Genomic DNA, 26,304 nt, shown 5'->3' with positions numbered 1-26,304 from the left:
TGGTGGTGCGGTGACGGGTGATCGGGTGTTCCGGGTGCTGCTGGTCCTGGTGGGTGGCGTGGCGCTGCTCTACGGGGTGGTGCGGACCGCCGGCCCCGACCTCGGCGGCGTCGGTCTGCTCGGGACGGTGGCGATCGGCGTGGGGTGGGCCGGGTGGCTGCTGGGCCCACGGGTGCGCATCCCGGTCGTGCTCTCCCTGGGCGTGCTGGCCGCGGGCGGCGGCCTGGTGGCGGTGCTGTCGCCGCTGGGACCCGTGGTCGTCGGCCTGGCCGCGCTGTTCGCCGCCACCGCGCTGGACCCGGTGGTGGCGGCGGGGATCGCCGGCGTCGGCCTCGCCTGCGCCGCGGTCACCGGGCACGCCCTCGCCCCGCCGGCCGGTGCGGCGGCGGGTGCCCTGGCCGGGCTGCTCATCGGCACCGTGCGGCGCCAGCGGCGGGCCCGCGAGCACCAGGCCGCCGAGCTGGCGCGGGCGCGCGAGCGGGCCGAACTGGAGCGCGGGCGCGCCGAGCTGCTGGCCGAGCGCAACCGGATCGCCCGCGAGGTCCACGACGTGCTGGCGCACACCCTGTCCGCCGTGTCGGTCCAGCTGACCGCGGTCGACGCCCTGGTGGCGGACGGCGCGGGGGCGACCGCCGTGCGCGCCGGCCTCGACCGCACCCGGCGGCTGGTGGTGGAGGGCCTGGTCGAGACCCGGCGCGCGGTGCGGGCGCTGCGCGACGAACCGGTGGCCCTGGCCGACCAGCTCGCCGCCCTGACCCGCGACGACGGCGCGGCCCTCCGGGTCGACGGCACCGCCCGCCCGCTGCCGCCCGCGGCCGGCCTGGCGCTGCTGCGCGTGGCGCAGGAGGCGCTGACCAACGCCCGCAAGCACGCCCCGGGCGGCGAGGTCACCGTCCACCTGGTCTTCGGCGAGCGGACCGCGCGGGTGCGCGTCACCAACACCGCCCCGGACGGGCCGGGCGCCCTGGCACCCACCGGCGGCGGCTACGGGTTGACCGGGTTGGCGGAACGCGTCGACCTGCTCGGCGGTAGCTTCACCACCGGTCCCGAGGACGGCGGGTGGCGGGTCGAGGCGGAGGTGCCGGCGTGAAGGTGCTCATCGTCGACGACCAGGCGCTGATCCGCGACGGCCTGGTCACCATCTGCGAGCGCCTGCCCGACGTCGAGGTGGTCGGCACCGCCGCGGACGGGCAGCAGGCGGTGGCCGCCGTCGCCGCCACCGCACCCGACGTCGTGCTGATGGACCTGCGCATGCCCCGCGTGGACGGCATCGAGGCCACCCGCGAGATCACCGCGAGCCACCCCGGCACGCACGTCGTGGTGCTCACCACCTACAGCGACGACGAGTCCATCCACGCCGCCCTCGCCGCCGGCGCCCTGGGCTACCTGACCAAGGACGCCGGCCGGGAGGACATCGACCGCGCCCTGCGCGCCGCCGCACGGGGGCAGGCCCTGCTCGACCCCGCCGTCCACGCCCGCCTGGTGGACCTCGCCCGCGGCCGTGCCGTCGAACAGCCGGACTCCCCACCCGACGGCCTGACCGCCCGCGAGGCCGAAGTGCTCACCCACCTGGCGCGCGGCCTGTCCAACCGCGAGATCGCCCGGGTCTTGTTCATCAGCGAACCCACGGTCAAGACGCACGTCAACCGGATCTTCGCCAAGACCGGCAGCCGCGACCGCGCCCAGGCCGTCGGCTACGCCCACGAGCACGGGCTGGTCTGACACCGGGCGCGACCAGCCTCGGCCACGCCTGCTGGTCCCCGGTCAGAAGTCCGCGCGGTAGTGGAACCCGTCGACGCCGTGTACTGGGTGTTCGCGTGCGCGGATGACGAGGTGCCCTTCGGTGCGCAGGGCGCGGCGTTGTCGGTAGACGTGGATCAGGGAGACGGTTGCACGGGAATCTGGTACAGCCGTTACGTCTACCCGAGCACGGGTAGGGGGCAGGACTTCGCGGGACAGCACTGCGTCGTCCTGCGACAGCACGACCGCGCCCTGATCGGCAAGAGCCCGCCCGAGCATCTTGGCGACGTACACCCACTCCAGGTCGATGCCGTGCCGCTGGCGGAAGTCGGAGACGAACCCGTCCAACTCCGCGTTCCGCTTCGCGAAGCCGCCGAACAGGAACCCGCCGCCCTTCAACGCCGAGAAACCGACAGCCGTCCGGTGGTCGGCCACCGCGGCGGCGATACCGGCGAGGGTGCCGCCGATGCCGCACGCGCAGCAGATGACGTCGAAGTCCTCCTCGACCTCCGCGACCACCTCGGCGCAGCCGTGCACGGCGAGGGCGGCGCGGTCGAGGTGGACCAGCGTCATCCCGCACCCGACGGCGAACGCGAGGACGTCGTTGAGCGGCAACCGCCGCTCACCGCGGACGACCCCCACCGTCTCGAACCCGTACACCCGTCCCGCGGCGGCGGTGGCCGCGATGTGGTTCGTGGATCAGGTCGTCGCGCTTCAGGAACAACCGAACGCCGTGCCGTTCGGCGCGCTCGTCCGCCAGTTCCACGAGGGGCGACGGCAGCGAGACGCCGTCCTCGTCCCGCGAAGTCACGAACCACCCCGTCCCGACGGTGCCGGGCTGCCACAGTGGTCGAGCGCCGTGGTTCGGCCGGCGCTCCCGCTCCCCGCCGGAGGTCAGACCGAGGTGATCTCCAGCGTGCCGAGGGTGTAGACGCTGCTCACCGAGCCCAGGCCCAGCGTGCACAGGGTGATGTCGGTGGCCGGGCCGGTGAAGTTGGTGACCACGCTGTCCCCGGCGAACAGGCCCGAGGTCACCGTGCCGGTGGCGACCACGGTGAGGACCGCGCCGGCCACGGCGCTGGTGTAGCTGCTGGTGATGGTGCTGCTCTGGCCGGTGTTCCAGGTGATCGTGTAGGTCACGGTACCCGGGTCGAGGAGGTCCAGGCAGCTCGCGGTGATCGTGAAGGAGGCGGTCCGGGAACCCGACGTGATGGCCGGCTGGGAGAGCGAGGTGCACGGGCCGTAGAGCGCGGTGGTGGACACGGTGACGGTCCGGGTCGTGCCGGTCAGCGGCGGGGTGTAGCTGTTGAGGTTGCTGCTGGGCGGGGTGCAGGTGACGTCGAGGACGCCGGCGGTGGCGGGCGCGGCGCCGGCGAGGGCGCCCGCGCAGAGGGAGACCAGGACCGTCAGGGCGGATAAGAGTCGTTTCACGATCCGACCCTAACGACCTCGCCGAGGGGATCGGTACCCCGCGACCGGGTCGCGCGGGGTACCGATCCCCTCGGCTCACCAGGGCACGACCCCCTCGTCGTCGAAGAACCCGCCGCGCGGCCCGTCGTCCGGCAGCGTGGCCAGCCGGATCGCGATCGCGGCGCCCTGCTCGGGCGTCCGCGGCCCGGCGAAGCCGGTGAAGTCGGTCGCGACGTAGCCGGGGCAGCAGGCGTTGACGATGACGTCGGTGTCGGCGAACCGGCGGGCGTACTGCGCCGTCACGCTGTTGAGCATCGTCTTCGACGGCGCGTAGGCGGCCATGACGGGCCCGGTTCGCAGTGCCAGCGAGCCCATGTTGCTCGACACGTTGACGATGCGCGGCGAACTTGAGCGGCGCAGCAGCGGCAGCATCGCGTTGGTCACCCGGACCACCCCGAACACGTTCGTCTCCAGCACGGTGCGCAGGACGTCGAGGTCGAGCGTGGTCGGGTCCTGCGCGCCACCGTCGGTCCGGCCGGCGATCCCGGCGTTGTTGACCAGCACGTCGAGCCGACCCGCCTCCTGCTCGACGGTCGCCGCCGCCGCGGCGGCGCTGTCGTCCGAGGTGACGTCCAGCGCCACCCCGAACGCGTCGACGCCCGCGGCGCGCAGGCGCTCGACGGACTCCTCCCGCCTGGCGTCGTCCCGCGCGCCCACCGCGACCCTGAAACCGATCGCCCCCAAGCCCTGCGCGACGGCGAAACCGATCCCCTTGTTCGCGCCGGTGACCAGCGCGATCTTCTCGTCGTTCACGCGAACCATCCTCGGCGGCGCGCGCACCCGTCGTCCAAGACCGTTCCGGCACGCCCTGATACCCGCCGGGTATTAGGCTCCGCCCGTGGTCGACCTCGAAACCCGCGAGCTGCGCTACTTCGTCGCCGTCGCCGAGGAACTGCACTTCGGGCGCGCCGCCGACCGGCTCGGGATCTCGCAACCGCCGCTCTCGCGCGCGATCCGGCAACTGGAGCGGCGGCTCGGCGTGCGACTCCTCGACCGGGACCGCGGCGGGGCGGTGCTCACCGACGCCGGCCGGGTGCTGCTCCGCGAGGCCCGGACGGCCCTCGACGCGGTCACGGCCGCCGCGCACCGGACGCGCCGCGCCGGGGACCCCGGGCGGCCCCTGGTGCTGGTGACGAAAGCCGGGGCGTCCCACGAGCTGCTGCAACGGCTCCTCGACGCGTTCGCGGGCGAACCCGGCGCGCCACCGGTCGAAGTCCTGCTGTGCGAGGTCGGCGAGCAGGCCGGGCTGCTGCGCGAGGGGCGCGCCGACGTGGCGCTCATGCACCGCCCGTTCGACGACCTCGCCGGGTTCGACACCGAGGACCTCTGCGTCGAGGGCCAGGTCGCGCTCCTCCCGGCCGGGCACCCGCTCGCCTCGCGCGACCGGCTCACCCTGGCCGAGGTGAGCCACGTGCCGGACCTGCCCATCGCGCGGTGGCCCCGCCTCGACGGGTCCTACCCGGACGGTCCCGGACCGGAGGTGCGCACCCAGTCGCAACTGGCCCAGCTCGTGGCGCTGGGCAGGACCCTGCTCGTCATCCCCGCCTCCAGCCGCGCCTGGCAGTGGCCCGACCACGTCGCGGTCCCCGTCGTGGACGCGCCGGACGTCACCACCGTGATCGCCTGGCCGGCCGACAGCCGCTCACCGGCGATCGCCGCACTGGTCCGCTCGGCGGCCGCACTGCGCACCGCCGCGCCCGCCGGCTGAGGATTTCCCGGCCACGGGGTCGTGGTGAGGAGCCCTCGGCCGGGGACGGCCGGCGTCACGCCGTCGGCAGCGGCGTGTCGTGGGAGGCCCGGAGGCCGTCGAGGGCGATGCGCAGCTGTCGCCGCCACACCCACGCGTCGTGGTGGCCCACCAGTTGCGCGGTGTGGCTCAACGTGGCCAGCAGCAGCGCCAGGTCGCCGGTCGTCGCGTCGGCGCGCAGCACGCCGGCGTCCTGGGCGCGGGTGCGCAGGTCGTCGAGCACCGGGTGCAGCAGCCGCACGCAGTCCAGGGCCGGGCCGTTCCAGTTGTGCCCGTACGCCTCGACGACGGCCCGGTGGCACGCCTGGGTCGCCAGCGCGTGCTCGTAGAACCCCTCCAGCGCCGCCCGCGGGTCGTCGGTGGCGTCGGCCGCCGCGCGCGCCGCGCCCGCCCAGGCGGTGTACTCGCGGTCGAGGACGGTGCCCAGCAGGTCCTCCTTGGTCGGGAAGTGCCGGTAGAGCGTGCCCATGCCGACACCGCTGCGCTGGGCGATCTCCCGGACGTCCACGGCGCTGCCCTGCTCGGCGAGCACCTCGGTGGCGGCCTCGATGATCGCGGCGCGGTTGCGCTCGGCGTCGGCGCGGAGCGGTCGACGGGACGACGTGTCGGTGGCCACACCCCCAGCATAGTCGTCCCCGGGAGTTAACGGAGCACTCGCTCCGTTTGTGCTAGCGTCAAGAGGAGCAAGCGCTCCGCTTCAACCCCCGAGGATGCACATGACCACGCCCCCGCGCGCCGCCGTCGACACCGCGCCGCTATTCCGCCCCTTCACCGCCGGCTCGCTGGAACTGTCGAACCGCGTTGTGATGGCCCCCATGACCAGGCAGTTCTCCCCGGGCGGCGTCCCGGGCGAGGACGTCGCCGACTACTACGGCCGCCGCGCCGCGGGCGGTGTCGGCCTGATCGTCACCGAGGGCACCTACGTCGGGCACCCCAGCGCCGGCGAGAGCGCCGACGTGCCGCGCTTCCACGGCGAGGACGCGCTGGCGGGCTGGGCGCGCGTCGTCGAGCGCGTGCACGCCGAGGGCGGCCGGATCGTCCCGCAGCTGTGGCACGTGGGCGCGTCCCGCAAGCCCGGCGCGCCGCCCGTGCCCGAGGCCCCGGTGTTCACCCCCTCGGGCCTGGGCCTGGACGGCAACCCGATCGGCGAGGCCGGCCCGGTGCCGACGACCACCGACCTGGAGGCCGTGGTCACCGCGTTCGCCGAGGCCGCCGCGGCCGCCCGGCGACTGGGCTTCGACGGCGTGGAGCTGCACGGCGCCCACGGCTACCTGCTCGACAACTTCCTCTGGGAGGTCACCAACCGGCGCACCGACGCCTACGGGGGCAGCCCGGTCGCCCGCACGCGCCTGGTCGCCGAGGTGGTGGCCGCGGTGCGCGCCGCGACCTCGCCCGACTTCCCGATCGTCCTGCGCCTGTCCCAGTGGAAGCCCAACGCCTACGACGCCAAGCTGGCGCGCACGCCGCAGGAGCTGGAGGCGATCCTGACGCCGCTGGCGGAAGCCGGCGTGGACGTCTTCCACGGCTCGACGCGCCGCTACTGGCAGCCCGAGTTCGAGGGCTCCGAGCTGAACTTCGCGGGCTGGATCAAGAAGATCACCGGCCGCCCCACCATCTCCGTCGGCTCGGTCGGCCTGGACGGCGAGTTCCTGGCCACCTTCGCCGGGCAGACGCCGTCGCCCACGGGCATCGACCAGCTCCTGGAGCGGCTGGCCGCGGACGAGTTCGACCTGATCGCCGTCGGCCGGGCGCTGCTGGCCGACCCCGAGTGGGCCCGGAAGGTCGAGAAGGGCGACGTGGCGGGCGTCACCCCGTTCACCAGGGACGCGCTGGCCTCCCTGGTCTGATCCCGCGCCCGGCCGGGCTCCTACCGCGCGAGGCGGTGGGAGTCCGGCCGGTGTGCGTCGTGCAGCCGGGCGCGCACCGGGCCCGCGTCGGGGTGGGCCAGCTCGTCGAGGATGGCGGCGGCCCGCAACCACGCCGACCGCGCGCCCCCGGCGTCACCGACGGCGTGCCGCGAGTCGCCGAGGTGGGTCAACGTGGTCGCCTCGAAGAAGCGCTCACCGGTCTCCCGCCACAGCGCCAGCGCCTGGCCGAAGCAGCGGATCGCCTCCTGGTACCGGCGGAGGTGGTGGTGGGCGGAGCCGAGGCTGTCCCAGGTGTGCGCCTGCCAGTAGGTGTTGCCGACCTCCTGCTGCAGGGCGAGCGCCCGCCCGCAGTGCTCGAGGGCGCTCTCGTGGTCACCGAGCCGGCTGTGGTACCAGCCGATGTTGTTGAGCGCGTTGGCCTGCCCGTGCACGTGACCGGCCAGCGCGAAGCGGTCGAACGCCCGCTGCGCGTGCCCGAGCGCGGCCGGGAAGTCGGCCTGCTGCTCGGCGAGGATGCCCAGGTTCAGCACCGTCCGGGCGGCACCGACGTGGTCGCCCAGCTCGTCGTAGAGGTCCAGCGCCAGGCGCAGGTGCTCGTCGGCCTCGGCGTACCGCTTGCGGCGCAGGCACGCCACCGCCCAGTTGCGCCGGGCCCGCGCCTGCGCGTCCGGGTCGGCCTGCCGGGCGCCCGCGGCCACCGCGATCCGCTGGACCCTGCTCTGCTCGGCCCAGGCACCCGTCCGGTCGAGGTAGGTGCTCATCGACCACGCGAGCTGCCACGCGTGGGTGTCGAAGCCGTCGGCGGCGAGGTCGATCGCGTTGAGCAGCACCTGGCGCTCGGCGGTGAGCCAGGCCCACGCCTGCTCGCGCCCCGCGAACACCGGCAGGGTCACCCCGTCCGGGAGGGGCGGCAGCGCGATCGCGTCGCGGTGCGGGTGCAGCAGCAGGTCCGCGGCGTGGGCGGCGTGCAGGTAGTGGTCGAGCACCCGGACGAGGGCGCGGCGCCTCCCCGGCGCGCCCTCGACCACCTCGGCCTGCTCGGCGGCGTAGGCCCGGAGCAGGTCGTGCATGGCGTACCGGCCCGGCGACGGCTCGGAGACCAGGTTGGCGTGGGCCAGCACCGCCAGTTGGCGCCGCGTCTCCGCGACCGGCTGCCCGGCCAGGCTCGCCGCCGCGTGCGGGCCGATCCCGCCGCCCGGGTGCAGCCCCAGCAGCCGGAACAGGCGGGCCGCCGGGGCCTCCAGCCTGCGGCACGACCAGGAGAACACGAACCGGATGTCCAGCGCGGGCTCGGCGTCGGCGAACCCGTCCAACCTGGCCTCGTCCAGCTCGTCGGCCAGGCGGGAGAGGGGGAAGCCGGGGAAGGTCTGGGCGCGGGCCGCCACGACCGCCAGCGCGAGCGGCAGCCCGGCCGAGGCGGTGACGATGCGCCGCACCGCCCCCGGCTCCGCCTCGACCCGCCGCGCGCCGAGGCGCAGCGCGAGCATGTCCCACGCCTCGGCGTCGGACAGCAGGTCCAGCACGACCGGGTGCGCGCCCTCCGCCGCGACCAGCCCCGTCATCTGCTGCCGGCTGGTGACCAGCACGAGGCAGCCCGGCGAGCCCGGTAACAGCGGTCGCACCTGCTCGGCGTCCCGGGCGTTGTCCAGCAGGACCAGCACCCGGCGCCCGATCAGCAGGCTCCGGTACAGCCCGGTCTGCGCACCGGGGTCGGTCGGGACGCGCTCGCCGGGCACCCCCAGCGCCTCCAGGAAACCCCGGAGCGCCACGGAGGGGTCGACCCGGGACGACACCGCGTCGAAGCCGCGCAGGTTCACGTACAGCTGGCCGTCGGGGAAGCGGTCGGCCACCTGGTTGGCCCAGTGCACCGCGAGCGCGGTCTTGCCGACGCCCGCGGTGCCGCCGATCGCGGTGATCACCATCGCCGGCACCGGCCGGGGGTCGTCGACCAGCTCCGCCAACCGGGCCAGGTGCCCGACCCGGCCGGCGAAGCGGGGCACCGGCGCGGGCAGCTGCCGCGGCACCACCCACGCGTCGTGCTCCGGCGACCGGGACCGCGCCTGGCGGCGGCGCACCTCGCCCTGGGCGGCGACGGCGAGCCGGTCGGTCGAGCGGTCACCGTCGATCGAGCGGAGCAGGTCCCAGTGCGCGGCGTCCCACCGCGCCAGGTCGGCCAGCTCCTCCGGCACCCGCGAGCCGGCCCGGTCGGCGTGCGCCAGGCAGGCGCGGACGAAGGCGACGACGAAGTCCCACTCGGGCAACGACTTCGCGTTCAGCTTGTCGCTCACCGTCGACCGGGCCAGCGGGTGGCCGATCGCGGTGGCCGATGCGGCGATCTGGTTCAACGACGGCGCCCCCGCGCACCGCCGCAACCGGTTGAGCTCGTCGACGAACGCGTCCAACGCCTGCCTGGAGTCCTGCGCCATGGCCCCCACCCGACTCGCCACCGTTCCCGCCCGGCTCACGGTAGCCGTCCGCGTCCCGGAAAGCCCCGGACGGGATTCGGCCTCCCTAGCGTGGCCGCATGATTCCCACGAACGGTGAGTCCGCGGGCCTGGCCCGGCGCGACCTGCTCAGAGCCGCGGCCGCGTGCGGCGTGGCCACGGTGCTGCCGATCGGCCTGGCCGGACCGGCCGCGGCCGACCCGCGGGCCGCCGCCGCCTCGCCCGCCGGCTTCTACATCGGCGCCGACGGCCGGCTCCACACCACCGGCGCCAACTCCACCTCCCCCGTCAGCGGCACCGCCATCGGCCCGCCCGGCGGCGACCTCGCCGCGGTCCAGCGGTCGGACGGCCTCGTCGCGCTGTTCACCATCGGCAGCCACGGCGGCCTGGTCGCCGGGTTCACCAGCGCCGCCGGCTCCGGCATGGCCTTCACCCGGCACCCCCAGGGCGGCCTGGCCGCACCCGGCGCCCGGATCGCGGCGGTCGAGGGCCAGAACGGGACCCACGTCTACTTCACCGGCGGCAACGGCGCCATCTACCACGCCGCGTACTCCCGGTCCGGCGGCATCTCCGTACCGCTCGCGACCGTGGTCCCGCCCGGCTCGGTGCCGCCGTCCACCCCGCTGGCCGCGTTCCGGGTGGGCGACCGGTTCGGCGTGGCCTACGTCGGGGGCAACGGGGCCGTCCAGACCTCGCTGGGCCGGCTCGGCGCCGGACCCGCGGGCCCGATCGCGATCTGGACGACCGCCGCGGCCACCGCGGCCAACGCGGCCCCGCTGAACTCACCCGTGGCGGCCGCGTCGGGCACGAACGGCATCACGACCTTCCACACCGGCGCCGACGGGCGGCTGTGGCGGGTCCCCTTCGCGGGCCTCACCCCGCAGCCGGTGGTCGCGCTCTCCGACCCCGGCCAGGTGCCCGTCGGCGCGCACCTGGCCGCGACCGCGGCCCCGACCGGTCAGTTCGTGGTCACCTACGCCGGGGCGGACGGTGCGATCAGGGCGGCCACCGACGCGTTCGGCCCCTTCCCGAACCCGTGGGTCATCGGCCCCCCGGCCGTGCACGCGCCCGGCAACCCGCTGGCCCTGGTCCACGGCGGCGGCGACTACCTCTACATCGGCTGGTGCGGGCTCGACCGGTGGTTCTGGCTCATCTGGTGGTGGCTGCGCCGGCCGCCGCCCCCGCCGCCACCGCTGGACCCGTACCACGAGCTGCACGAGGTCATCTCGTCGCTCCCGCTGCGGCAGAACTTCAACGTGGACGTCGTGCTCCCGGGGTTGGCCACCCGCTGAGCCGGAGGCGCCACCCGGCGGCGGGACGACGGCGTCGTGCCGCCGCCGGGGACCTCGTCAGCGCGAGCCGTTCGCCGCCGCGTTGTCCGGCCGGGGGCTCATCCCGGCGAACAGGGCCCGGATCAGCCGGTCGATGTAGTCGTGCGTCAGCGGTTCCTGCGTGATCAGCAGCCGGAAGTACAGCGGGCCCGACAGGATGTCGAACGCCAGGTCCAGGTCGAAGTCGGGGGCGAGCTGCCCCTGCTCCTTGGCGCTGCGCAGGCGGGCCAGCGTGTCGGCGGTCTGCGGCTCGATGAAGCGCCGGTTGAGCGCGGCGGCGACCTCGGGGTCGTGCTGCGCCTCGCCGACGAGGTCCTGGTACAGCGGACCCCACGGCGGCCGGCCCAGCAGGTCGACGGCCTTGACCATCACCTCCCGGACGTCGGCCACCACGTCGCCGGTGTCGCGGTGGGCCAGGCCACCGGTGTCCAGGCTGAGGACCGCGTCGAGGAACAGCAGGCCCCGGGAGGACCAGCGGCGGTAGACGGTGTGCTTCCCGACGCCGGCCCGGGCCGCGACCGCCTCGATGCTGAGCTTGGCGTAGCCGACCTCCCGGGCCAGCTCCAGCGCGGCGCGCAGGATCGTTCCGGTTCGCTCGTCGCTGCGGGTGGCGCGGGAGTCGGGCATGGGCCCACCTTACCGGCACGGCACGTGCCGTGTTGACAAGTGGGTCTTGATCGACGACGCTTCCGGCCAGCGGAACGGCACGAGCCGTGCCGCTGACTGGATCGTCGGAAGTGGGGAGACCCGGACATGGGCAGCACGCGCAGCACCACCCCGGTCGGTGGGAAGTTCGACGGCTTCACCGACGAGGAGCGGGCCGCGATGAAGGAGCACGCGCAGGACCTCAAGCGGACCGCGCGCCGCGGCTCGCGCGCCGCCAAGGCGGACGGCGAGGCCGACGTGCTCGCGAAGATCGCCGAGATGGCGGAGCCGGACCGGGTCCTGGCCGAGCGGGTCCACGCCATCGTCACGGCCAACGCGCCGGAGCTGGCGCCGAAGCTCTGGTACGGGATGCCCGCCTACGCCAGGGACGGCAAGGTCGTCTGCTTCTTCCAGAGCGCGGCCAAGTTCAAGGCCAGGTACGCGACGCTCGGCTTCAACGACGGGGCCCGGCTCGACGAGGGCACCGTGTGGCCGACCGCCTTCGCGCTGACCACGCTGACCGCGGCGGACGAGGAGCGGATCGGCGCGCTGGTGAAGCGGGCGGCGGGCTGAAGGCGCGAGAGGTCGGGTCGGGGCCGTTCCACGACGCCGGTGCCACCGGCTCGTCGGCCCCGCACCCGACCTCCTCCGGTCGGACCCGTCCTCGACCTCGTCGACGAGCACGACCGTGGTCGGGCGGGCGCGTTCTCCGTAGCTCTCGACGTACGGCTAGGTGGTTCGCTCGGCGATGGGGACGGGGCGAGGCGGCCAGCGGAGTCGACCACGACGTCAACGCCCCGTACTCGGTCTCGGTGCGGTCGAACAGCTCCGCCACCGCGACCACCTCTGCCACCTGGCCGGCTTCGTCCACCGCCGGTTCACCGACCCCGGGGCGCGGCGGCTCCACCCGAGGGGGACCACCCGGTCCAGTCCAGGGCGTTCGCCGCCGACCTGCGGGCGGCCCCAAGTCACCGGCATTGCCTCTGGGCCGCCGACGTGATGCGCCCGAGGGAGAGGACCGTCCGCTCCAGCGTGTCGGCCGCCGGCCAGGGGAAGTCCGGCAGGCTCGCGCGGAGCAGGACGCGGCCGTGCAGGGCGGTCCACAGCGCGACCGCGTCGGCGAACGGGTCGGTGCTGGTCGAGCGCCCGGCGCGCACGCAGGCTTCGAGGTTGTCGACGAGGACGCGGAAGGCGTCCAGCCCCGGGTCGTCGGCGCGGGCGGTGTCGGGCTTGGGGCGGGACCAGTCGAAGAGGACCCGGTAGCGGGCGGGTTCGCGGGTGCCGAAGTCGACGTAGGCGGCACAGCCGGCCAGCAGCCCCTCGACCGGGTCGCCGTGGGCGGTGACGGCCGTCCCGACCGCCTCGTGGAGCTGGGTGATCGCTTCGAGGACCACCGCTTCCACGATGGCCTCCCGGTCGGTGAAGTGGGCGTAGATCGACGGCGCCGAGATGCCGACCTCCCTGGCCACCGAGCGCAGGGTGAGGGCCTGGTCGGTGCCGGCGCGCACGATCAGCGCGGTCGCGGCCCGGACGATGTCCTCGCGCAGCCTGGGTCCCTCGCCCCTGCGGTTGCGCGGGCGGGACGGCGTCGAGGGGCCGTCGCCCGTCGCGGGTGCCTTCGTCACGGCCCTGACTTTACAGGTGTTAGCCGACTGTCGTAGCGTCTCGCCGGGCAAACTTAACGCCTGTAAGCTTACGACCGTTAGGACGATGTGGACGTGCGCACGGAAGACCTGACCGACCCGGACGCGGGACACCCGGGGCGCTGGCCCGCGCTGGCCGTGCTCTGCGCGGCGCTCGTGGTCACCACCCTCGACAACACGGTGCTCAACACCGCCCTGCCCGCGCTCGCCGACGCCTTGACCGCCTCCACCGCCGACCTGCAGTGGATCAACAACGCCTACACGCTCGCCTTCGCCTCGCTGCTGATCCCCGCGGGCGGCCTGGGCGCCCGCTTCGGCCTGCGCCGGGCCCTGGTCGGCGGCCTCGTCGTGCTGGCCGTCGGCTCGGCGGCCGCCGCCGCGGCCGGTTCCGCCGGCCAGCTCATCGCCTGGCGCGCGGTGATGGGCGTGGGCGCGGCGTTCGTGATGCCCGCGACCCTGTCGGTCATCGTCGCGCTGTTCGGCCCCCGCGAGCGGGCCCGGGCCATCGCCCTGTGGTCCGCGTCCGCGGGCATCGGCATCGTCCTGGGCCCGGTCACCGGTGGCCTGCTGCTCGAACACCTCGCCTGGGGCAGCGTCTTCCTCGTCAACGTCCCGCTGGTCGCCGCCGTGCTGGTCGCCGCCCTGGCGCTGGTCCCCGCCCTGCCCGGACGGCCCGCCGGCCGCTTCGACGCGCCCGGCCCGCTGCTCTGCGCGGCGGGTCTCGCCGCGCTCGTCGACGTGATCGTGCGGGGTCCCGAACGCGGGTGGCTGACCGGGTGGTCACTGGCCGAGGCCGGCGCCGCGGTCGTGCTCCTGGTCGCGTTCGCGTGGTGGGAGCTGCGCACCGCATGGCCCATGGTCGACCTGCGCATGTTCACCCGTCGCGCCTTCACCGCCGCCGGCGCCCTGCTCGCGGTCACCTTCTTCGCGCTGTTCGGCCTGCTGTTCGTCTACACCCAGTACCTGCAACTGGTGCGCGGCTTCAGCCCGCTCAAGGCCGGCTCGGGGGCCCTGCCGTTCGCCGTGGCGGTGGCCCTGGCCGCCGGTGCGAGCGATCGCGTCGTCGCCCGCTTGGGCGCCCGGCGCACGATCGCCGGGGGACTGGCCACCATGGCCTCCGGTCTGCTGTGCCTGTCCTTCGCGACCACCACGACGGCCTTCCTCCCGCTCGCCCTCGTCATGGCCGTCATCGGCGCCGGCATGGGCCTGGTCACGGCTCCGGCCGGCACCGCGGGCATGGCGGCGGTGCCCCGCGAGAAGGCGCCGACGGCCTCCGCCGTGAGCAGCGTCGCCCGCGAGCTGGGCGGCGTGCTCGGCATCGCGGTCGTCGGCACGGTCGTCTCCGCCGCCTACCGCGCCGAACTGCTCGGCTCGCTGCCCGCGGCACCCGCGGGCGCGGCCGACGACCTGACCGCCGCCCACGCCGCGGCCGCCGCCCTCCCGCCCGATTCCGCGGGGCAACTCGTCGACGCCGCCAACGCGGCCTTCACCCGGGCCATGAACGCGGGCACCCTCCTCTGCGCCGCCATCGCCCTCCTCGGAGCACTCGCCGCCCTGCTCTGGCTGGACCGCGCCAGGGTCGGCAAAGCCGAGAAGCGTCGACAGACCTACGAAAATTTCTCGATCAGTAACGAACGTTGACCACATCATCCCTACTAGGACAGTATGTGGAGCTGCAAGTGCTCTTCTGGGAGCGCTCCCGGTCCGCAACACTGTCGTTCTGGATCGAGAAGATGTCGTCCAGGGTGGCGGGATCCAAAGGAGGATCTGCCCGTGCGCACTCATCAGCAGCGCCCGCGGTGGGCGGCGGTCACGGCGGCCCTGGCGCTGGTCGCCGCCGCCCTGACGCCGTCCACCGCCCTGGCGGCTCCCGACCCCGGGCCGGCGGTGAAGGTCAACCAGGTGGCCTACGTGCCGGGGTTGCCGAAGCAGGCCACCGTGGTCAGCGGCTCGGGCTCGCCCCTGGCGTGGACCCTGCGCAACGCCTCGGGCGCGACCGTGGCCTCGGGGCGGACGAGCGTGCGTGGCCTGGACCCGTCGTCCGGCGACAGCGCGCACGTCGCGGACTTCTCGTCGTTCGACACCCCGGGCACGGGCTACGTGCTGTCGGTGGCCGGGGCGGACAGCAACCCGTTCGACATCTCCGCCGACCCGCTCAAGCGCCTGAGGTACGACAGCCTGGCGTTCTTCTACCACCAGCGCAGCGGCACGCCGATCCAGGCGCAGTACGTCGGCGACCGGTACGCGCGGCCCGCCGGTCACCTCAACGTGTCACCCAACCGGGGGGACAAGGGGGTGGCGTGCCGGGTGTCCTGCGGCTACACCTCGGACGTCTCGGGCGGCTGGTACGACGCGGGCGACCACGGCAAGTACGGCGTGGACACGGGCATCGCCGCGTGGCAGCTGGTCAACGAGTACGAGCGCACCCTGTACGTGAGCGGCGCGGACCGGGCGGCCCTGGGCGACGGGAAGCTGGCGATCCCGGAGCGCGGCAACGGCGTGCCGGACGTCCTCGACGAGGCGCGGTGGGGCGTCGAGTTCCTGATGAGGATGCAGGTCCCCGAGGGCCGGGCGGACGCGGGCATGGTGCGGCACAAGGTCAGCGACGAGAACTGGACCGGCCTGCCGATGCGCCCCGACCAGGACCCGCAGCCGCGCCTGCTGTCGGCCGTCACGACCGCCTCGACGCTGAACCTGGCGGCCGCGGCCGCGCAGGCCGCCCGGGTGTGGAAGGGCATCGACGCGGACTTCGCGTCCCGCGCCCTGTCCGCCGCGCAGCGCGCCTACGCCGCGGCCAAGGCCAACCCGACGCGCTACGCCGACCCCGACGACGGCAACGGCGGCGGCACGTACGTCGACAACAACGTGACCGACGAGTTCTACTGGGCCGCGGCGGAGCTGTTCACCACGACGGGGTCGAGCACCTACCGCGCCGACGTGACCGGGTCGCCGCTGTTCCGCGGCCGGGGGTTCGAGCAGGGCGGCTTCGACTGGTGGTGGACCGCGGGCCTGGGCGACGCGACGCTGGCGCTGGTGCCCAACGGGCTGCCGGCCGCGGACGTGGCGGCCACCCGCGCCGCGTTCGCCGCCTACGGCGACCGGCTGCTCGACCTGGCGGCGGCGCAGGCATACCCGGCCCCGGCGAGCGGCTACTACTGGGGTTCCAACGGCGTGGTCGCCAACGGGGCCAACGTGCTGGCCCTGGCACACGACTTCACCGGCCAGGCCAAGTACCGGGCGGGCGTGTACCAGGCGCTGGACTACCTGTTCGGCCGCAACCCGTTCAACCACTCCTACGTGACCGGCTACGGCGAGCGCGCCACCCGCAACTCCCACCACCGGTTCTGGGCCAACCAGCTCGACGCGTCGCTGCCGAACCCGCCGGCCGGCCTCCTCGCGGGCGGCCCGAACACCGACCTCCAGGACCCGGTCGCCCAGCAGCAGCTGGCGGGCTGCAAGCCCCAGAAGTGCTACCTGGACGACATCAACGCCTGGTCGGTCAACGAGGTGGCGCTGAACTGGAACGCCGCGCTGGCGTGGCTGTCGGCGTGGGCCGCGGAGAAGGCCGGGGCGGGCACGCCCGTCGACACGACCGCGCCCAGCACGCCGTCGGGCCTGTCCGCGTCGGCCGCGGGCGGTTCGGTGTCGCTGTCCTGGGGTGCGTCGACCGACGACGTGGGCGTGACCGGCTACGACGTCCTGCGCGCCACCGGCGGTTCGTTCACCCGGGTCGCGACGGCGTCGGGCACGACGTACACCGACAGCGGCCTGGCCGCGGGCACCTACCGGTACCAGGTGCGGGCGCGGGACGCGGCGGGCAACACGTCCCCGGCGTCGCCGGAGGTCTCGGTGACCGTCCAGGGCGGGGCCGGCTGCGGGGTCGTCGCCACGACCCAGACCCAGTGGGGCACCGGCTACGTCGTGCAACCGGTGCGGGTCACCAACACCGGGGCGTCGGCGATCACCTGGACGGTGACGTTCGGGCTCCCGTCCGGGCACTCGATCACCGGTTCGTGGAACGCGGCGGTGACGGTCAGCGGCCAGACCGCGACCGCGCGGGCCACCCGCCCGCTGGCACCGGGGGCGACGGCCGAGTTCGGCTTCCAGGCGGCGCGCCCCAACGGCAGCACGGCGCTGCCGGCGGACTACACGTGCGCGGGCTGATCCCCGGTCACGGCGGCGGTGCGGTGCTGCCGGTGGACTACGCCTGTGCGGGCTGATCCCCGGTCACGGCGGCGGCGCGGTGCTGCCCCGGACGACGAGCTTCGTCGGCAGCTCGACGCGGTCGTTGTCCGGCTCACCGCCCGCCGCCAGGGTCAGCAGCATCCCGGCGGCCTCCGCGCCCATCCGCCGCAGCGGCTGCCGCACGGTGGTCAGCGGGGGATCGGCCCACTGGGTGAACGCCAGGTCGTCGAAGCCGACCACGCTCAGGTCGTGCGGCACGCGCAGCCCCGCCTCGCGGGCGGCGTCGTACACGCCGAGGGCCTGGAGGTCGTTGGCGGCGAACACGGCGGTGGGGCGGTCGGGCAGGCGCAGCAGCTCGCGCGCGGCGTCGCGACCGCCGTCGTGGTAGAGCGGCGCGGTCCGCACGAGCTTGCGGTCCTGCGGCACGCCGGCCGCGTCGAGGGCGGCGCGGTGGCCGTCGAGGCGGGCCCGGCAGCACAGGAACTCCGACGGGCCGTTGACCATGGCGATGCGGCGGTGCCCGAGCCCGACCAGGTGCCGGGTGGCGACCAGGCCGCCGTTCCAGTTCGTCGCGCCCACCGACGGGATCGCGTGGGTCGGCTCACCGGTGGGGTCCAGCGCGACCAGCGGGATGGCCCGGCTGCCGAGCTGGGCCAGCTGGGCCTCGCTGAACTCGGCGGACACCGCGATGACGCCGACCGGGCGGCGGGCCAGCATCTGCCGCGCCCACGCGCTCTCCGGGGTGTGGCCGCCCTGCATCTCGGTGAGCGTGACGGCGAGGCCGTGCGGGCGGACCGCCTCCTCGACGCCGCGGATGATCTCCAGGGCCCACAGGCTGTCCAGGGACTGGAAGACGACCTCGACGATCGGGACCGCCTCGGACTTCTCGTTCTTCTGGAAGCCGTGCTCGCGGATCAGCTCCTCGATCCGCCGGCGCGTGCCGTCGGAGACGCCGGGCCGCCCGTGGATCACCTTCGACACGGTCGAGGCGGACACCCCGGCGAGGTCCGCGATCCGGGAAACCCGCACCTCACCGCCCGCGCGCCCATCGACAGCCACGCCCGGCAGCCTACGCGAGGGGGCGGCGGCGACCGATCTTGACTCGGGCACGGGGCCGGGCCCGCCGCCCGCTCCAGGGCGACGGGCCCGGCCGTCCGCGGTGGGTCAGTGCGCCGCGGGCGCGCCGCCGCCGGTGCCGCGGCCCCGGCGCACGACCGCCGCCGACAGGGCGGCCCCGAGCAGGCACAGGCCACCGGTGACCAGCACGGCCGTGTGCGCGCCGGACACGAACGCCTGGGCCGCGCCCTGGTGGACCGCCGCCTGCACCTCCGGGGCGACGCCCGGCACCACGGGGGTCACGCCCTGCGCGACCGCGTCCCGGGCCCCGCTCAGCCCGTCGGCGAGCGGGGCGGGCACCCCGGCGCCCAGCAGGGCGTCGTGCAGCGTCGACCCGACCCGGCTGCCCAGCACCGACACCAGCACGGCGGTGCCCAGCGCGCCGCCGACCTGGAGCGCGGTCGCCTGCAGGCCGCCGGCGACGCCGCCGTCGCGCACCGGGGCGTTGCCGACGATGGCCTCCGACGACGCGGCCATGACCATGCCCACGCCGAGGCCCAGGGCGACGAAGCAGGGCCACATCGCGGCGTAGCCGGAGTCGACGCCGAGGCCGAGCAGGCCGAACGAGGCACCGGCCTGGAGCAGCATGCCCAGGGTGAGGGAGAAGCGCGGGCCGAACCGGTCGGTGAGCGCCGCGCCCAGCGGGCTGGCGACCATCGACGCCAGGCTGAGCGGCAGGGTGAGCACCCCGGCCTCGACCGGCCCGTACCCGCGGACGTTCTGCAGGTACAGCATGAGGAAGAAGATCGAGCCCAGCAGCACGAAGAAGTTCACCACGGTGACCGCGGTGGCCACGCTCAGCGAGGGGTTGCGGAACAGGCGCATCGGCAGCAGCGGGTGCGCCGTCCGGGACTCCACGACGGCGAAGACGGCCAGCAGCGCCAGCCCGAGGACCAGCAGGCCGATCGTCCGGGGCGACCCCCAGCCCCAGCTCCCGCTCTGCACGACCGGGTAGACGACCGCGATCATGCCCAGGGCGAGCAGCACCAGGCCGGGTACGTCGAACCGGTGGTGCCCGGTGCCGTCCTTGCTCCGCGGGAGCACGAGCAGGCCGACGACGAGGCCGATCGCGCCGACGGGCGCGTTGATCAGGAAGACCGACTCCCAGCCCACGTGCTCGACCAGCAGGCCGCCGACGATCGGGCCGGCGGCGGTGGAGACCGAGGAGACGGCGGCCCAGATGCCCACCGCGGCGCCGAACTTCCGGGGCGGGAAGACCGCGCGCAGCAGGCCGAGCGTGTTCGGCATCATCAGCGCGCCGGAGAGTCCCTGCACCGCCCGGAAAGCGATGACGCCGGCGGTGGAGCCGACCAGGGCGATGGCCACCGAGGACAGCGTGAAGAGCACCAGGCCGACCAGGAAGAAGGTGCGCCTGCCGAACCGGTCGCCGAGCTTGCCGCCCAGGATCAGGGCGGCGGCCAGCGCCAGCAGGTAGGAGTTCGTCACCCACTGGAGCTGGGGGAGCGAGGCGTCGAGGTCCTGCCCGATGTAGGGGTTGGCGATCGCCACGACGCTGCCGTCGAGACCGACCATGAACAGGCCGAACGCGACGGCCACGAGGGTCCACCACGGGTTGGTGCGCGGGCTTCGCCGACCGGGCGCCGGACCCGCCTCCGGGGGTGTGCCGGTCAGGACGGGGGTGTCGTGCACGGGTGTTCCTCTCGAACGGTGTTCACGGTCGTGACCGACGCGGGCGCGTCAGGACAGGGCGCCCAGCAGCGCGGCCAGCGCCGGGACGGCCCGCAGGACGTCGGCGGCCTGGTCCGGGTCCATGCGGCGCAGCCCCTCGGCGAGGACGTTGCCCATCGCGGCGTTGGACTGGTCGATCCGGCGGCGCGCCTCGGGGGTGACGTGCAGGTGCGCGACCCGCCGGTCCCCGCTGTCCTGGACGCGGGTCAGCGCCCCGGAGGCGACGAGCTGGGAGACCAGCATGCTGACGTTGGTGGGCTGCATCAGCAGGCTCTCCGCCGCCTCGCGGACCGTGATGCCGTCCCGGGCCCCGACCAGCCGCAGCAGCGCGAGCTGGTTGTCCGGCGGCTTCGGGTGCGGGAAGTCCCGCGCCATGTGCCGGTCGAGCACGCGGTGCAGGTCGTTGAGGACCACGGCGAACTCGGTGATGGTCGGGTCGCCGGGCGGGGGGCTGTCGGTCACCCGTACAAGTTACCTACAAAACGATAGGTATAGCGCTATAGCAATCCCGTGAAGTGGAGCACAGCGGGTCCGGGAACGGCTCGGCCCCCGGCGCCGAGCACTGGCTCGGCGCCGGGGGCCTGCCGCCGATCAGCCGCCGTCACACGGTGGTGCGCGACCACTGCTGGTTGGTGCCGGTGTTGCACGGGTACTGCTTGAGGACCGCGCCGTCCGCGGTCGACGCGGCGGGCACGTCCACGCACTTGCCGCTGTGCCGCGCCCGGAGCTGGAAGTAGCCGCCGTCGGCGACCAGCTGGAACTGCTGGTTGGTGCCGGTCCCGCAGGTGTACTGGATCAGCTCGGCGCCGTCGGCGGTCGACGCGCTCACCACGTCGAGGCACTTCCCGCTGTGGCGGCTGACGATGCGCCAGTAGCCGCTGCCGGCGTCCTCGAACTGCCACTGCTGCCACGCGTTGCCGCCGTAGGTGTACTGGCCGACGCGCGCGCCATTGTCGGTGTTCGGCTGTTGGACGTCCATGGCCTTGCCGCTGTGGCGCGCGTCGAGCCGGTAGTACGTGCCCGGCGGGGTCGTGGAGCCGTCGCCCCAGGCGTACCGGATCCGGTCGGCGCCGGAGGCGTTGCGGACGGTCAGGTCGAGGTTGGTGCCGCTGCCGCTCAGCGCGTACATCGAGTACCAGTCGTAGCCGATGGTGCCCGGCTTGCCGCCGAGCGCCGGCCAGTAGGTGCCGCCCATCCGGTTGTCCCGCATGACCTGGGCCATGGCGCGGATGTGGCGCACGAAGTTGTCGGTGCTGTTCGCGTCGCCGTAGTTCAAGCCGGTGGACATCGGCGCGCCGAACTCGGTCGCGACCGCGCGGGAGGCGCAGTTGCCCAGTCGCTCCTGGATGTGGCTGCGGAAGGCGTCGTAGGTCATCGGGCTGTAGAAGAAGGCGTAGTGGTGGAACGACAGCAGCGTCGAGTTGAAGCGGCTGTCGTTGCAGACGTCCCGCAGGTCCTGGCTGAAGCCCGTGCCGCCGATCAGCACCCGGCTCGGCGCCGCGGCCGTGTGCTGGCCGAGCCAGTTCGCGGCGACGTTGCGCCAGTCCGCCGACGAGTAGCCGTGCGGCTCGTTCATCGGTTCGAAGTAGACGTTGCCGTTCGAGCCGTAGGCGCTGATCACGCTGGACCACATCGCGTGCCACGCGGCGAGGTTGGTGATCCGGCCGCCGGAGGCCGCGCCGTCCTCCCAGTAGGCGAGGATGACCTTGAACCCGCGCTCGGTGGCGGCGTCGATGGCGCCGCGGTAGGCGTTCCACCAGCTCGTGTTGGCCACGGTGTGGGTGTTGACGGGCAGCCGGACGGTGTTGACGCCCAGGGTGGCGGCCATGTCGTCGTAGAGGGCGTTGGCCTTGGCCCGCACCGTCGCGTTGCTGTCGGACTGGTTCAGGCCCTGCACGACGAGCGTGCCGGTGCTGAAGTTGTCGCCCAGCACGGCCCAGTTCATGCCGCGGAACTGGCTGGTGGCGGCGAGGGCCGGTGGGGCGAGGGCGACGAGGCTCGCCGCCGCCGTGAGCGCGGTCGCCACGAGGGCGGTCAGCGACCGCCGGGCGAGGCGCCCGCGGCGGGAGGGTGAAGAGTTCATCGTTGATCTCCTCGGGAACGTCGACGACTGCCGGGCTCTCCGCCCGGTCCGGGCACCGGATCGCGGCGGTGTCGAGCACGCGCCGCGGCGTGCCCCGGCCACCAGGGGGTGACCGGGGCGCACCCGTCGGGACGGGCTCAGACGCGGGTCCACTTCTGGCTGCTCGCACCGGTGCAGTCCCAGATCTGCACCTTGGTGCCGTTGGCGGTGCCGCCGCCGGCGGCGGTCAGGCACTTGTTGGCGCCGACGGCGGTGATGGTCCCGTCGGAGTTGAGCCGGAACTGCTGGTTGTCCTGGCCGTTGCAGGTCCACAGCTCCACCGCGGTTCCGTTGGCCGTGCCCCGGTCGTAGACGTCGAGGCACTTCGTGCCGCCGTAGACGCGCAGTTCACCGGCGGAGGTGGAGGTGAAGCTCTGGTTCGCGCCACCGTGGCAGTCCCAGATCTCCAGCAGGGCGCCGTCGACCTGGGACGCGCCGGTGATGTCCAGGCACCGGTTCGAGCCCGTGCCGCGCAGCGCGCTGGTGACCTCGAGGGGCGGCGTGCCGCCACCGGAGACGAGGAACATCGCGGCCCCGTGCCCGGGCACCGACGCGCTGATCGTGCCGGTGGTGGTGCTCGTCGCCTTGGACCACAGGTCCTTCACGCTGTAGGACGTGCCGCTGCCCAGGCCGACCTGGGTCGCGGTGGTGGAGATGGTCGTGCTGCCGGAGTTGCGGTTGAGCAGCACCACGGCCCGCGCGCCGTTGGCCATGGGCTTGACCCAGACCTCGGTGTTGCCGTCGTCGCGCAGCCGGTAGCCCTGGCGGCCGCCCCAGTCCTGGTTGACCCCGATGACGTCGGTGTTGGTCAGGATCGAGCGGGTGGTCGCGCTCATGCCGCGCAGGTCGTTGCCTGCGATCAGGGGCGCATTGAGCAGCGCCCACAGGCTGAAGTGGGCGCGGGACTCGGTGTCGGTCAGGCCGTTGCCCACCTCCAGCATGTCCGGGTCGTTCCAGCCGCCGGGCTTGCCGTAGGCGGTCAGGGCGGCCTGGGCGTCCAGGATGCCCATCACCGAGTTCCAGTTGCCGGCGATGTCACCGGTGGTGCGCCAGGAGTTGCCGACCGGCGCGCCCCAGGTCCACACGCTCTCCTGGCCCCAGTTGCACAGGCTGTAGAAGATCGGCCTGCCGGTGGCCAGCAGCGCGTCGCGCATGGCGCTGTAGCGCTGCTGGCCGTTGCGGCCCTGGTGGTCGCCGCAGTTGTCGTACTTGAGGTAGTCGATGCCCCACGACGCCCACAGGTTCGCGTCGCGCTGCTCGTAGCCCAGCGACGCCGGGTAGCCCGCGCAGGTCGTCGTGCCCGCCGAGGAGTAGATGCCCAGCTTCAGGCCCTTGCCGTGCACGTAGTCGGCCAGCGCCTTGATGCCGCTGGGGAACTTCACCGGGTCGGCCACCAGGTTGCCGGCGGAGTCGCGCTGCCTGGTCGACCAGCAGTCGTCGATGTTGACGTACTGGTAGCCGGCCGCGGCCATGCCGCTGGAGACCATGACGTCGGCGGTCTGCCGGACCAGGGTCTCGTTGACGTTGCAGCCGAAGCTGTTCCAGTCGTTCCAGCCGAGCTGCGGCGTGCGGCCCAAACCGTTCTCCAGGGCCAGCGCGGGCGGGGCCTGCGGTCCGGCGACGGTCAGCGCGGCGGCCACCACGACCGCCGACAGGACCGCGCGCGTCGCCGACCGCCACCGGGGTGGGGTGTTCATGACATGCTCCACTTCTGGTTCGAGCCGCCGTTGCAGGTCCAGATCTCCAGCGGCGTCCCGTTCGCGGTGGCGCCGCCGGTGGCGTCGAGGCACTTGTTCGAACCGACGCCGACGATCGTGCCGTCGGAGTTGACCGTCCACTGCTGGTTGGTGCCGCCGTTGCAGTCGTAGATGTCGACCGCGGCGCCGTCGGCCGTGCCGCGGTTGGCGACGTCCAGGCACTTGCCGCCGTAGACCACGAGCTGCTTGGCCGCGGTCAGCGTCCAGCTCTGGTTGGCGCCGCCGTTGCAGTCCCACAGCACCGTCACGGTGCCGTTGGCCTGGGACTGGTTGGGCACGTCGACGCAGCGACCCGACCCCTGCCCGCGGATCGCGCCGACCGTGCCGCCCCCGCCGCCGTTGTTCGCGGTGACCGACAGGTTGTCGAACATGTTGGTCTGGTAGCCGACCACGCCGAGGCCGACCTGCCCGGCGGCGTAGGAGCCGTCCGTGACCGTGCCCAGGGTGGTGCCGTCGAGGGCGGCGGTGATCTGGGTGCCCGAGAAGCTCAGCGAGGCGTTGTGCCAGGTGTTCAGCCCGAGCTGCCCCCGGCTGCCCGAGGCGAGGGTGGTCAGCGTGCCGGAGGTGGTGCTCTTGGCGATCGCCCAGGCCCCGGTGTTGGCCAGCCGCAGCTGGTAGGCCGCCTGGTGCCCCTGCGGGCGCAGCTGGGTGTTCGCCCGGCCGAGCAGGGTCACGGTGCCGGCCTGCTGCATGTTGACGTCGACGCTGACCTTGTAGTTGTTCCAGGTCGTGTCGCCGACCAGGCCGAAGGCGTCGCTGTCGTCCTGCCACTCGATCGGGCGAATCGGGGTGACCTGCTGCAGGCACTGGCCGGTCCGGCCGCCCGCGCAGGGGCGCACCTCGTACGAGCCCTGCATGTCGGAGAAGTACCTGGCCTGGGTGCGGGAGGCGTACGCGTCGAAGTCGTCCGAGTAGGGCAGCGCGAGCGGCGCGCTCGCCGGGCTCGTCGCCGTCCCCCTGCCCTGGCCGGTGGTGGTGGTCACCGAGTAGATCCGGTTCGGTTGCAGGGTGAGCGAGTACCGGCCCCCGGTCGGCGTGACGTCCGGCTGCCGGACGAACCAGTCGGCGGGGTTGGCGGAGCCCAGGTCGGTGGACCACACGTGCACCGCGCCGCCGCTCAGGCCGCCGGTCACGGCGACGTCCACGGTCTGCGCGGCGCTCGCCGTGGAGGTCTCGTAGACCGTCGAGTAGTCGGTGTTGTTGGTGGACTTCAGGGAGATGTAGCTGCCGTTGTTGCGGTTGCCGCCGAGGTAGCCGCTCGCCGAGCCGGTCAGGAACCGCCAGCCCGGCTGGGTGAACTGGGCGACCTGGGCGTTGGCCCACAGGCTGCGGCCCAGCCGGTAGGCGCCGGACCACGGCGAGGGCGCCACCGCCAGGGCGTCGGTGCTGAAGGGCAGGTTCGGGTAGAGCGCGGCCACCAGCGGCCAGTTGACGAAGCCGGTCATCTGGCCGTCGAGGTAGCCGCGGGTGATGCTGCGGATGTAGGGCGCCGAGCCGGCGACGTGGTCCTGCGACCCGAACTCGCTGGCCCACAGCGGTTTGCCGGTGGCGACGGCGTTGGCGCTGGACGGGCACGAGGTGGCGGCGCCCAGGTAGCCGCACGGGTAGTGGGCGCCGACGACCCCGACGGCCGCCCGGAACGCCTGGTCGTTGAGGATGTCGTCGGCGGTGGACCAGCCGAAGCTGTCGTCGCCGACGATCTGCACGGCGCCGTAGCCGTTGGCGTTGAGCGCCGAGCGCAGGTTCTGGTACCAGGTCTTGTTGTGGCCGCGCTCGTTCCAGCCGCCGATGTAGTGGACGGTCAGGCCGTGCTGCTTGGCGCAGTTCAGCCAGGAGATGTCGTAGTCGATCATGTCCTGGGACCAGAAGTTGCCGCCGCCGATCCAGCCCGGCGCGGCCCACGGCAGGGCGATCAGCCTGATGTCGGGGTTCCGGGCCACGGCCTGCTCGCCGAGCCAGAACTCGTAGCCGACGTTGCAGTTGACGTCACCGCGGACGTGCTGGTGGCTCGGTTCCGCGCCGTCGGTGGAGTTGGCGTCCCCGCCGATCTCCAGCTTCAGCAGCTGCACCGCCGCGCCGTAGCCGGGTTTGAACAGGTAGTCCAGGACCTGCGAGCGCTGGGGCTCGGGGTAGTCGACCAGCAGCCGGGAGTTGCCGCCCCCGCCGCTGATCGCGCCGACCCCGTCGAACACCCTCCCGGTGGCACCGCCGTTCACCGCGATCGAGGTGGCCGCCTGTGCCGGCGGGGCGTTCACCGCCGTTGCGCCCGCGGCCGTCAGGACGACCGCCAGGGCTAAGGCGGGCAGTCTCCTTCCGGCATTTGCTCGACGTGCGTGCATCGTTCACCAGATCCTCTCTGATCCAGTCGGGGTGCGCGGTCGTGCTCTGGGACGAGGGCAGCGGAAAAAGGCCGTGCCGGACACGGCCGATTGCTCATCGGTAGGGGACTGCCACCACGGCCGTCTGTAGAAGTGTGTAGCACTTTGTTGGGTTCACTGGCAATATCCGCAGCAGCATGTGCGAGCTTGTTTGATCGTAACGCCGGGT

Annotated in this window: 21 protein-coding genes; 8 read left to right on the top strand and 13 right to left on the bottom strand. The window is 73.8% G+C overall.

Going from position 1 to position 26,304, the window contains the following annotated elements; all coding sequences use genetic code 11:
• Positions 1-10: 10 nt before the first annotated feature.
• The gene (locus tag EKG83_RS29230; protein ID WP_170191919.1) at positions 11-1,090 is read left to right on the top strand and encodes a sensor histidine kinase; all 1,080 of its coding nucleotides are present in this window, start codon (positions 11-13) and stop codon (positions 1,088-1,090) included.
• Positions 1,087-1,722, top strand: a complete 636-nt coding sequence (locus EKG83_RS29225) for a response regulator transcription factor (RefSeq protein WP_051766558.1) — start codon at positions 1,087-1,089, stop codon at positions 1,720-1,722. The genes EKG83_RS29230 and EKG83_RS29225 overlap by 4 nt, the downstream gene beginning before the upstream one ends.
• A 42-nt stretch (positions 1,723-1,764) precedes the next feature.
• Here the strand turns inward: EKG83_RS29225 and EKG83_RS47120 are convergent, their stop codons facing one another.
• The 3 genes from EKG83_RS47120 to EKG83_RS29210 all read right to left on the bottom strand — a co-directional run bounded on the left by EKG83_RS47120 (position 1,765) and on the right by EKG83_RS29210 (position 3,972).
• A complete protein-coding gene (locus tag EKG83_RS47120; RefSeq protein ID WP_051766559.1) occupies positions 1,765-2,400 on the bottom strand; it encodes a hypothetical protein in 636 nt (211 codons plus the stop codon).
• 234 nt (positions 2,401-2,634) lie between these two features.
• A complete protein-coding gene (locus EKG83_RS29215; RefSeq protein WP_033433792.1) occupies positions 2,635-3,171 on the bottom strand; it encodes a hypothetical protein in 537 nt (178 codons plus the stop codon).
• Positions 3,172-3,246: 75 nt separating this feature from the next.
• Positions 3,247-3,972, bottom strand: coding sequence for an SDR family oxidoreductase (locus EKG83_RS29210; protein ID WP_033433793.1), 726 nt, complete (start codon positions 3,970-3,972; stop codon positions 3,247-3,249).
• A gap of 76 nt (positions 3,973-4,048) precedes the next feature.
• On the opposite strand from EKG83_RS29210, the gene EKG83_RS29205 reads away from it, so the two are divergent.
• Positions 4,049-4,918 (top strand): LysR family transcriptional regulator, encoded by an 870-nt coding sequence (locus tag EKG83_RS29205; RefSeq protein ID WP_033433794.1) that lies wholly within the window; start codon positions 4,049-4,051, stop codon positions 4,916-4,918.
• 55 nt (positions 4,919-4,973) lie between these two features.
• Here the strand turns inward: EKG83_RS29205 and EKG83_RS29200 are convergent, their stop codons facing one another.
• Positions 4,974-5,573 (bottom strand): TetR/AcrR family transcriptional regulator, encoded by a 600-nt coding sequence (locus tag EKG83_RS29200; RefSeq protein ID WP_033433795.1) that lies wholly within the window; start codon positions 5,571-5,573, stop codon positions 4,974-4,976.
• Positions 5,574-5,673: 100 nt separating this feature from the next.
• On the opposite strand from EKG83_RS29200, the gene EKG83_RS29195 reads away from it, so the two are divergent.
• Positions 5,674-6,804 (top strand): NADH:flavin oxidoreductase, encoded by a 1,131-nt coding sequence (locus EKG83_RS29195; RefSeq protein WP_211269200.1) that lies wholly within the window; start codon positions 5,674-5,676, stop codon positions 6,802-6,804.
• Positions 6,805-6,824: 20 nt separating this feature from the next.
• Here the strand turns inward: EKG83_RS29195 and EKG83_RS29190 are convergent, their stop codons facing one another.
• Positions 6,825-9,251 (bottom strand): ATP-binding protein, encoded by a 2,427-nt coding sequence (locus EKG83_RS29190; RefSeq protein ID WP_051766560.1) that lies wholly within the window; start codon positions 9,249-9,251, stop codon positions 6,825-6,827.
• A gap of 98 nt (positions 9,252-9,349) precedes the next feature.
• Here EKG83_RS29190 and EKG83_RS29185 point away from each other — a divergent pair, with 98 nt between their 5' ends.
• Positions 9,350-10,561, top strand: a complete 1,212-nt coding sequence (locus tag EKG83_RS29185; RefSeq protein ID WP_033433797.1) for a hypothetical protein — start codon at positions 9,350-9,352, stop codon at positions 10,559-10,561.
• A 57-nt stretch (positions 10,562-10,618) separates the two neighbouring features.
• Here the strand turns inward: EKG83_RS29185 and EKG83_RS29180 are convergent, their stop codons facing one another.
• Complete coding sequence (locus tag EKG83_RS29180) at positions 10,619-11,227, bottom strand: TetR/AcrR family transcriptional regulator (protein WP_033433798.1); 609 nt, start codon at positions 11,225-11,227, stop codon at positions 10,619-10,621.
• Positions 11,228-11,353: 126 nt separating this feature from the next.
• On the opposite strand from EKG83_RS29180, the gene EKG83_RS29175 reads away from it, so the two are divergent.
• Complete coding sequence (locus EKG83_RS29175; protein ID WP_033433799.1) at positions 11,354-11,818, top strand: iron chaperone; 465 nt, start codon at positions 11,354-11,356, stop codon at positions 11,816-11,818.
• Between the two features lie 395 nt (positions 11,819-12,213).
• On the opposite strand, the gene EKG83_RS29165 is transcribed toward EKG83_RS29175, so the two are convergent.
• On the bottom strand, positions 12,214-12,870 hold the full coding sequence (locus tag EKG83_RS29165; RefSeq protein WP_033433800.1) for a TetR/AcrR family transcriptional regulator: 657 nt from the start codon (positions 12,868-12,870) through the stop codon (positions 12,214-12,216).
• A 93-nt stretch (positions 12,871-12,963) separates the two neighbouring features.
• Between EKG83_RS29165 and EKG83_RS29160 the strand changes: the two genes are divergently transcribed.
• Together EKG83_RS29160 and EKG83_RS29155 are read left to right on the top strand one after the other, a co-directional pair.
• Positions 12,964-14,529, top strand: coding sequence for an MFS transporter (locus EKG83_RS29160; RefSeq protein WP_051766592.1), 1,566 nt, complete (start codon positions 12,964-12,966; stop codon positions 14,527-14,529).
• A 132-nt stretch (positions 14,530-14,661) separates the two neighbouring features.
• On the top strand, positions 14,662-17,052 hold the full coding sequence (locus EKG83_RS29155) for a glycoside hydrolase family 9 protein (RefSeq protein WP_033433801.1): 2,391 nt from the start codon (positions 14,662-14,664) through the stop codon (positions 17,050-17,052).
• A gap of 63 nt (positions 17,053-17,115) precedes the next feature.
• Here the strand turns inward: EKG83_RS29155 and EKG83_RS29150 are convergent, their stop codons facing one another.
• The 6 genes from EKG83_RS29150 to EKG83_RS29125 all read right to left on the bottom strand — a co-directional run bounded on the left by EKG83_RS29150 (position 17,116) and on the right by EKG83_RS29125 (position 26,012).
• Complete coding sequence (locus EKG83_RS29150; RefSeq protein ID WP_033433802.1) at positions 17,116-18,132, bottom strand: LacI family DNA-binding transcriptional regulator; 1,017 nt, start codon at positions 18,130-18,132, stop codon at positions 17,116-17,118.
• 105 nt (positions 18,133-18,237) lie between these two features.
• Entirely contained in the window at positions 18,238-19,839 is a 1,602-nt protein-coding gene (locus EKG83_RS29145) for an MFS transporter (RefSeq protein ID WP_211269201.1), read from the bottom strand.
• Between the two features lie 48 nt (positions 19,840-19,887).
• A complete protein-coding gene (locus EKG83_RS29140) occupies positions 19,888-20,340 on the bottom strand; it encodes a MarR family winged helix-turn-helix transcriptional regulator (protein ID WP_051766561.1) in 453 nt (150 codons plus the stop codon).
• 139 nt (positions 20,341-20,479) lie between these two features.
• Complete coding sequence (locus tag EKG83_RS29135) at positions 20,480-21,961, bottom strand: RICIN domain-containing protein (protein ID WP_033433803.1); 1,482 nt, start codon at positions 21,959-21,961, stop codon at positions 20,480-20,482.
• Between the two features lie 137 nt (positions 21,962-22,098).
• Positions 22,099-23,697, bottom strand: a complete 1,599-nt coding sequence (locus EKG83_RS29130) for an RICIN domain-containing protein (RefSeq protein WP_033433804.1) — start codon at positions 23,695-23,697, stop codon at positions 22,099-22,101.
• Positions 23,694-26,012, bottom strand: a complete 2,319-nt coding sequence (locus tag EKG83_RS29125; protein WP_228122262.1) for a ricin-type beta-trefoil lectin domain protein — start codon at positions 26,010-26,012, stop codon at positions 23,694-23,696. Before EKG83_RS29125 ends, EKG83_RS29130 begins: the two co-directional genes overlap by 4 nt.
• Positions 26,013-26,304 lie beyond the last annotated feature (292 nt).

This window comes from Saccharothrix syringae, assembly GCF_009498035.1.
Lineage (GTDB): Bacteria > Actinomycetota > Actinomycetes > Mycobacteriales > Pseudonocardiaceae > Actinosynnema > Actinosynnema syringae.
The sequence above is the reverse complement of the archived record's forward strand: the minus strand, read 5'-3'. Positions and strand labels throughout refer to the sequence as shown.